General features: G+C 72.4%; 6 protein-coding genes. 4 read left to right on the top strand and 2 right to left on the bottom strand.

Translation table 11 applies throughout. The features are described from left to right. Window positions 1-101 precede the first annotated feature (101 nt). Together ACIQMV_RS28060 and ACIQMV_RS28055 are read right to left on the bottom strand one after the other, a co-directional pair. Window positions 102-905 (bottom strand): VOC family protein, encoded by an 804-nt coding sequence (locus tag ACIQMV_RS28060; RefSeq protein ID WP_402596166.1) that lies wholly within the window; start codon window positions 903-905, stop codon window positions 102-104. A gap of 145 nt (window positions 906-1,050) precedes the next feature. Continuing rightward, window positions 1,051-1,842: a SigB/SigF/SigG family RNA polymerase sigma factor gene (locus ACIQMV_RS28055; RefSeq protein ID WP_141364502.1), complete on the bottom strand. Its 792-nt coding sequence runs from the start codon at window positions 1,840-1,842 to the stop codon at window positions 1,051-1,053. A 422-nt stretch (window positions 1,843-2,264) separates the two neighbouring features. Between ACIQMV_RS28055 and ACIQMV_RS28050 the strand changes: the two genes are divergently transcribed. The 4 genes from ACIQMV_RS28050 to ACIQMV_RS28035 all read left to right on the top strand — a co-directional run bounded on the left by ACIQMV_RS28050 (window position 2,265) and on the right by ACIQMV_RS28035 (window position 5,145). Then, window positions 2,265-2,720: a MarR family winged helix-turn-helix transcriptional regulator gene (locus ACIQMV_RS28050; RefSeq protein ID WP_402596165.1), complete on the top strand. Its 456-nt coding sequence runs from the start codon at window positions 2,265-2,267 to the stop codon at window positions 2,718-2,720. Further along, complete coding sequence (locus ACIQMV_RS28045) at window positions 2,717-3,580, top strand: ATP-binding cassette domain-containing protein (RefSeq protein WP_402596164.1); 864 nt, start codon at window positions 2,717-2,719, stop codon at window positions 3,578-3,580. Before ACIQMV_RS28050 ends, ACIQMV_RS28045 begins: the two co-directional genes overlap by 4 nt. Beyond that, a complete protein-coding gene (locus ACIQMV_RS28040; protein WP_402596163.1) occupies window positions 3,540-4,400 on the top strand; it encodes an ABC transporter permease in 861 nt (286 codons plus the stop codon). Before ACIQMV_RS28045 ends, ACIQMV_RS28040 begins: the two co-directional genes overlap by 41 nt. A gap of 214 nt (window positions 4,401-4,614) precedes the next feature. Next, window positions 4,615-5,145 (top strand): hypothetical protein, encoded by a 531-nt coding sequence (locus ACIQMV_RS28035; RefSeq protein WP_402596240.1) that lies wholly within the window; start codon window positions 4,615-4,617, stop codon window positions 5,143-5,145. Window positions 5,146-5,289: the final 144 nt, after the last annotated feature.

Raw genomic sequence — 5,289 nt, 5'->3', positions numbered from 1 at the left:
TTTGGCGGGGTCCTTGTGCGGGGTCGTTGTCGGTGTGATGCCGGTGGCGTGGGGCACAGAGCGGGCGTCGACCTGTGGCCGGTGGTGGGATGGGCCGCCGTTCAGGCTCCGCGGCGGGACGTCACCGTGAACTGGGCGCCGTCCCGGTCGCGGAGTACGGCCTCGTCGGGGCCCTCGCGCAGGACGCTGCCGCCGTGGACCTCGGCGGCGCGGGCGCAGGCGGCCACGTCGGCCACGCGGAAGTGGATCTGCCAGTGCGGGCGGATCGTGGGGTCCGGCGCCGCCTCCAGCGCGCCGGACTCGATGCGTGCCACGACCTCGCCGTGGCTGCGCAGCACCACCTCGTCGCCCTCGTAGCGGACCTCGCAGCAGCCGGGCCGCCGTGAGGCCCAGTCCAGGACCTCGCCGTAGAAGATCGCGGCGTCGAAGGCGTCGCGCGTGTGCAGCCGGATGAAGGCCGGCGCGGCCTTGCGCCAGGTCTCCCAGTCCGTGAAGAGGTCACCCTCCCAGATCCCGAAGGTCGCGCCGTCCCGGTCGGCCAGCAGCGCCGCGCGCCCCGGCGGGAAGGAGATCGGGCCGACCGCGGCCGTACCACCGCGTTCCTGCACCCGCGCGACGGCCTGGTCGGCGCTGGGCACGGCGAAGTACGGCGTCCAGGCGACCGCCATCTGCCACATCGCGGCCACCGCGCCGATCCCCGCGACCGGGGCACCCTCCGCGAGCGCGATGCGGAAGTGGTCGCCGAGTCTGGCCGGACGCCACTCCCAGCCCAGCACCGCCCGGTAGAACTCCTCCGTGGCCTGGAGGTCCCGGCTGGTCAGGCTCACCCAGCAGGGCGCGCCGCACACCGAGTGCGTGGAGACGACGTCGGGAGAACTGCCGGAAGGTGTCCTGTCGTGGTTCATGTCCCGTCCTGGTCGTGTCAGACCGGTTTGCACCAGCCTGACACCAGTGTCCGACCGGCGCGCGGAAGACGCCTGCCGAGTACCCGCGGGACGCCGCCGAAACGGCGCGGGACACGGCAGCCCCGCGCCGCGGGCGAGCCGCGGCTCACCCGGCCTCGGCGAGCAGCTCCTCGCGCAGCTGGGCGAAACACCCGCTGAGCAGGCGCGAGACGTGCATCTGCGAGATGCCCAGCTGCTGCGCGATCCGGCTCTGCGTCATGCCCCCGAAGAACCTGAGGTACAGGATGGTGCGCTCGCGTTCGGGCAGCGCCTCCAGACAGGGCCTGACCGCCACCCGGTCCACGACCAGGTCGAATCGCGCGTCGGCCTCGCCCAGCCCGTCGCCGAGCGCGTAGCCGTCCGTACCGGGGACCTCCGCCTCCAGCGACAGCGCGGCGAAGCAGTCCAGGGCCTCCATCCCGGTGTGCACGTCGCTCACGCTCAGGTGCGCGTACTCGGCGATCTCGGCCACGGTCGGCGTCCGGCCGGGGGTGGTCTGCGCCAGCTCCTTCGTGGCGCGCCGTACCCGGTTGCGCAGGTCCTGGACCCGGCGCGGCACGTGCAGTGTCCACATGTGGTCGCGGAAGTGCCGCTTGATCTCCCCGGTGACCGTCGGCACGGCGTACGCCTCGAACGCGTAGCCACGCGCCGGGTCGTAGTGGTCGACGGCCTTGACCAGGCCGAGCGCTGCCACCTGGTACAGATCCTCCAGGGCCTCGCCCCGCCCGCGGAACCGTACGGCGATCCGCTCGGCCATGGGCAGCCACACCTGTACCAGCTCGTCCCTCAGCGCCTTGCGCTCGGCGCCGTCGGGCATGCAAGCGAGCCGCTCGAACGCCTCGGCGGTGTCGGGGGCGTCGTCGTGCGGATGGGCCTTCGTTCTGCCGGTGGTACGCATGAGCTGCGCCTCCCTCAGCAGGTGCTGGATGGACGGACACCTTGGGAGGGGCGGGGCTCGGACCGAACGGAGATGAACAACGGGGCCCGGCGCGCCGGCTCCCACGGACGTGCCTCCTGTCCGAAGCACTGGACTCGGGATTCCCGAAGTCGGCGATTTCGAAACTGTTCCGGGAATGCGGTGACGGTATGCGACCGCACGAATCTCAATTGTTGTCCAGAATCCGGAGAATCGCCACCGGAGGAATTGCGTGCATTTCCATGGCGGTGCGAATGCGGGCGCGCCCGCCGGTTCCGCGCCGTGCCGGAGCCGCCTTCGCATCCGCCTCCCGACCGCCTCCGCACCCGCCCGCCGCCGCGCCCGGGGCATCCTTGACCGGCTCTTGGGGTGATTACCTCTGCTACAGAGATAATCTGGTGGACGTGACCCCGGAGACCTTCCCCGAAGAGCTGGCCGATGCCCTCGTCGGCGTCCAGCGGCTGATCCGTCGACGACTGCGCTCCGGGATGACCGTGCCCCGGCTGCGCGGCGCCGAGAACGAGCTGCTGCGTCTGGTCGAGGGCCGCCCCGGCATAGGCGTCTCGGAGGCCGCCAAGGAGCTGCACCTGGCGGGCAACTCCGTCTCGACACTGGTCAACCAGCTCGTCCGGGACGGTCAGTTGATCCGTGAGACGGACCCCGCCGACCGGCGGGCCGCACGCCTGCTGCTGACGGAGGCAGCCAGGATCCGCCTGCGCGACTGGCGGGAACGCCGCGCGGCCCTCGTACGCCATCAGGTGGACCGGCTCGACCGGACGGACCGGGACGCGCTGCGCGCGGCGGTCCCCGCCCTGCGCAGACTGGCCGAGAACCTGCACGAGGAGGCCGATCGCCCATGACCCGGAACGCTGCCGCCGAGCCGGCCGACGACGCCGTCGCCTGCACCGGACTCGCCTACGCCTTCGGCGACACCAATGCCGTCGACGGCGTGGACCTGTCCGTACGCCCGGGCGAGGTGTTCGGGCTGCTCGGCCCGAACGGCGCCGGGAAGACCACGGCGATCCGCTGCATCACCACCCTTCTGCCGGTCCCCTCCGGCATGGTCCGCGTCTTCGGCCACGACGCCGCCTCCGACCGCATGGCGGTACGCCGCCTGCTGGGCTACGTCCCGCAGCAGTTGTCCGCCGACGCCGCCCTCACCGGCCGGGAGAACGTCATCCTGTTCGCCCGCGTCTTCGACGTCCCGCGCCGTGAACGCGCCGAACGGGTCGCCCAGGCGCTGGCCGCGGTCGGTCTGGCCGACGCCGCCGACCGGATGGCGAACACCTACTCCGGTGGCATGGTCCGCCGCCTCGAACTCGCTCAGGCCCTGGTCAGCTCACCCCGCCTGCTGATCCTCGACGAGCCGACGATCGGCCTGGACCCGATCGCCCGTACCGGGGTGTGGGAGCACATCGGCGCGGTCCGCGCCGCCACCGGCATGACAGTCCTGGTGACCACCCACTACATGGACGAGGCCGACACGTACTGCGACCGGGTCGCCCTGATGCACCGCGGCCGCATCCGGGCCCTCGGCACCCCGGCCGAGCTGCGCGACGGACTCGGCGAGCGCCGCCGCGCCCAGGGCGCCCCGGCCACGGACCCGCTGCCCACGCTGGAGGACGTCTTCCGCGACGTGGCCGGCAGCGGCCTCGACGACACCTCAGGAGACTTCCGCGATGTCCGAAGTACCCGCCGCACCGCGCACCGCGTCGGCTGACGCCATCAGCGCCGACGACATCGGGCTGCTGCTGCGGCCCCCGCAGCCCCGCGCCGGCTGGCGGCTGCTGCCCGCCCGGGTCGTCGCCATGTGCGCGGTGGAACTGCAGAAGCTCCGCCACGACCGCACCGAGCTGTACACCCGCGCGGTGCAGCCCGCCCTGTGGCTGCTGATCTTCGGTCAGACCTTCACCCGCATCCGGGCGATCCCCACCGGCGGCATCCCGTACATCGACTTCATGGCGCCGGGCATCATCGCCCAGTCCGCCATGTTCATCGCGATCTTCTACGGTATCCAGATCATCTGGGAGCGCGACGCGGGCGTCCTCAACAAGCTCCTGGTCACTCCGACCCCGCGCTCCGCCCTGGTCACCGGCAAGGCGTTCGCGGCCGGGGTGAAGGCGCTGATCCAGGCGATCGTCGTGATCGCCATCGCCGCCCTGCTCGGCGTGGCGCTGACCTGGAACCCGCTGAAGCTGCTGGGCGTCGCCGCGGCCGTCGTCCTCGGCTCGGCGTTCTTCGCCTGCCTGTCGATGACCATCGCCGGCATCGTGCTCAGCCGCGACCGGCTGATGGGCATCGGGCAGGCGATCACGATGCCGCTGTTCTTCGGTTCCAACGCCCTCTACCCGATCGCCGTCATGCCCGGCTGGCTCCAGGCCGTCAGCAAGGCCAACCCGCTCAGCTATCAGGTCGACGCCCTGCGCGGGCTGCTGCTCGGCACCCCCGCGCACCTCGCCACCGACTTCGCCGTCCTCGTGGTGGCCGCCGCGCTCGGCATCACCGCGGCTTCCGCGCTGCTCGGCCGCCTGGCCCGCTGACGACGCCCTGCGGACCGCCGGCCGGGCCGCCCGTCGGAGTGATGTGCGGCACGCCCCGGAGACCGCTTCGAGGGCCCGTCGGCGAATTCCTCCTGCCCACGGCTTGATCAGCGATCAAAGACGGTGAATTCCCCGGCCACGGCGCATTCCGCACATTTGACAGTGCGCTGAGCGCGCGGATAGGAAGCAGCTCTTGGAAGTCGAGAGGTGCATCGTGTACGAGCCGAACGTGGTCGGGGACTGGCAGGAGTACGAGGAGCATGCCGGTCTGCGCGTCCGCGTCCACCGCCTGGAGCGGTCGGAGCCGCCGCGGGGGCGCGACGAGGCCGCCGAGGGTCTGACGTACTTCCGCCTCCGCGTCACCGTGGAGAACCGCGGCACGCGGCGCTTCGGCGTCCACCTGGAGGACGGGCAGATCGACGTGCGGATCGGCCCGGACGGGGACGGCGCGTTCGTCGACTGGCGCAACTCACAGTTCATCGAGGGCTTCGACGTCTATCCGCTGCGCCGGGTCACGGCGGTGCTGTACGCGGCGGGGCCGGAGGCCGCCCTGTCCCAGATCGACGCGCAGATCCAGCTGCGGGTCGACGAGGAGTGGACCTCGCGCGCGCTGTGGACCGGCTGCGTCGACGGGCACGAGGAGCCCGCCGGGACCGGCACGCCCACGGCCGGCGGACCGGGCGGGCTGGCGCACCAGATCAGCACCTTCCTGCGCGACCAGGCGGGACCGGGAACCGCGGGCTGATCCCGCCGCACCCCGCCGTACGCCTGCAGCACTCGGTCGCGCCCGCGCCGCACCCCGCCGTACGCCTGCAGCACTCGGTCGCGCCCGCGCCGCACCCCGCCGTACGCCTGCAGCACTCGGTCGCGCCCGCGCCGCACCCCCGTA

Origin of the sequence: Streptomyces sp. NPDC091412 (genome assembly GCF_044756885.1) — a bacterium.
GTDB lineage: Bacteria > Actinomycetota > Actinomycetes > Streptomycetales > Streptomycetaceae > Streptomyces.
The sequence above is the reverse complement of the archived record's forward strand: the minus strand, read 5'-3'. Positions and strand labels throughout refer to the sequence as shown.

Coding starts and splice junctions, on each gene's coding strand:
- ACIQMV_RS28045 (WP_402596164.1), top strand. CDS start 2,717: ATGACCCGGAACGCTGCCGCCGAGCCGGCCGACGACGCCGTCGCCTGC.
- ACIQMV_RS28060 (WP_402596166.1), bottom strand. CDS start 905: ATGAACCACGACAGGACACCTTCCGGCAGTTCTCCCGACGTCGTCTCC.
- ACIQMV_RS28040 (WP_402596163.1), top strand. CDS start 3,540: ATGTCCGAAGTACCCGCCGCACCGCGCACCGCGTCGGCTGACGCCATC.
- ACIQMV_RS28055 (WP_141364502.1), bottom strand. CDS start 1,842: ATGCGTACCACCGGCAGAACGAAGGCCCATCCGCACGACGACGCCCCC.